The sequence below is a fragment of the Bradyrhizobium uaiense genome (genome assembly GCF_010811875.1).
In the GTDB taxonomy this organism is placed as follows: domain Bacteria; phylum Pseudomonadota; class Alphaproteobacteria; order Rhizobiales; family Xanthobacteraceae; genus Bradyrhizobium; species Bradyrhizobium uaiense.
Window position 1 is genome coordinate 1 of the sequence record NZ_VKHP01001096.1, and the last position, 237, is coordinate 237.

Consider the following 237-nt stretch of genomic DNA (forward strand, 5'->3'; position numbering starts at 1 on the left):
ACAAGACTCGGCAGCGGATGTGTCCTCTGTATGTTGCGGGACTGATCGGTCCTGGCGATCGCAAGAGCGTTCAGCCGATGGCGGAGCGCCTTGCCACGGGCAACTACGACCAGCTGCACCATTTCATCGCCGATGGTGTCTGGGACGCATCACCACTGGAATCTGAGCTGCTCAGCCAGGCGGACCGACTTGTCGGCGGCAAGGATGCGGTGCTGGTCATTGATGACACCTCATTGC

General features: G+C 60.3%; 1 protein-coding gene. It reads left to right on the forward strand.

What is annotated here, in order from left to right; genetic code table 11:
- The coding region (locus FNJ47_RS48920; RefSeq protein WP_163163842.1) for a transposase at positions 1–237 on the forward strand (237 nt) is incomplete at both ends.